The following is a 906-nucleotide window of genomic DNA, read 5'->3' on the forward strand; positions in this document are numbered from 1 at the left end:
TAATGATCCGGATGCTTTTAATCGGCTACTGCTTCGGCATCAGATCGGAGCGGCGCCTTTGCGATGAGGTCCACCTTAATTTAGCCTACCGGTGGTTCTGCCGGCTCGGTCTGGACGGCGCAGTGCCAGATCACTCGACCTTTTCCAAGAACCGGCATGGTCGCTTCCGGGAGAGCGATCTGTTCCGTCGCGTGTTCGAAAGCGTTTTGCGCCGCTGCATCGAGGAGCGACTGGTCGGCGGTGAGGGATTTGCCGTTGATGCAAGCCTGATCAAAGCCGATGCCAACCGGCAGAATGGGATCGAAGGCGACAAGGGGCTTCCCCCGGAGGCCGCCGGTCGGGCGATCGACGAGTATCTGGCCGTCCTCGATGATGCCGCGTTTGGAGCTGCGACCGAGGTCACGCCGAAGTTCGTGTCACCCTCAGATCCAGCGGCGCGATGGACCGGAGCCCATGGCGGTCAGGCCTTCTTCGCCTATTCAACCAACTATCTGATCGACGTTGAGAATGCGATCATCGTCGATGTCGAGGCAACCACGGCCATCCGGCAGGCAGAGGTATTGGCCGCCAAGCGCATGATTGAGCGCTCGCTGGAACGGTTCGATCTCTATCCGAGCCAGCTCCTCGGCGACAGCGGCTATGGCTCGGCCGAGATGCTGGCCTGGCTGGTCTATGAGCATGGTATTGAGCCGCATGTGACCGTCTTCGACAAGTCGGCCCGCACAGACGGGATCTTCGCGCGCGATGACTTCACCTATGACCACGCTGGCGATCTCTATCGTTGTCCGGGCGGCAAGGCTCTTACTACGACCGGAACGCTAGTGAATGACGGTGCCACCATTCTTTACATGGCCAGTAAGCGCGATTGTGATCATTGCGCATTGAAGTCCCGGTGCTGTCCCAAGC

1 protein-coding gene is annotated in these 906 nt (G+C 59.7%); it reads left to right on the forward strand.

The genetic code is table 11. The features are described 5' to 3' along the window. A partial coding sequence (locus SO140_RS46110; protein ID WP_498544223.1) for a transposase occupies positions 1-906 on the forward strand: 906 nt, incomplete at both ends.

Source organism: Bradyrhizobium sp. UFLA05-108, from assembly GCF_059803455.1.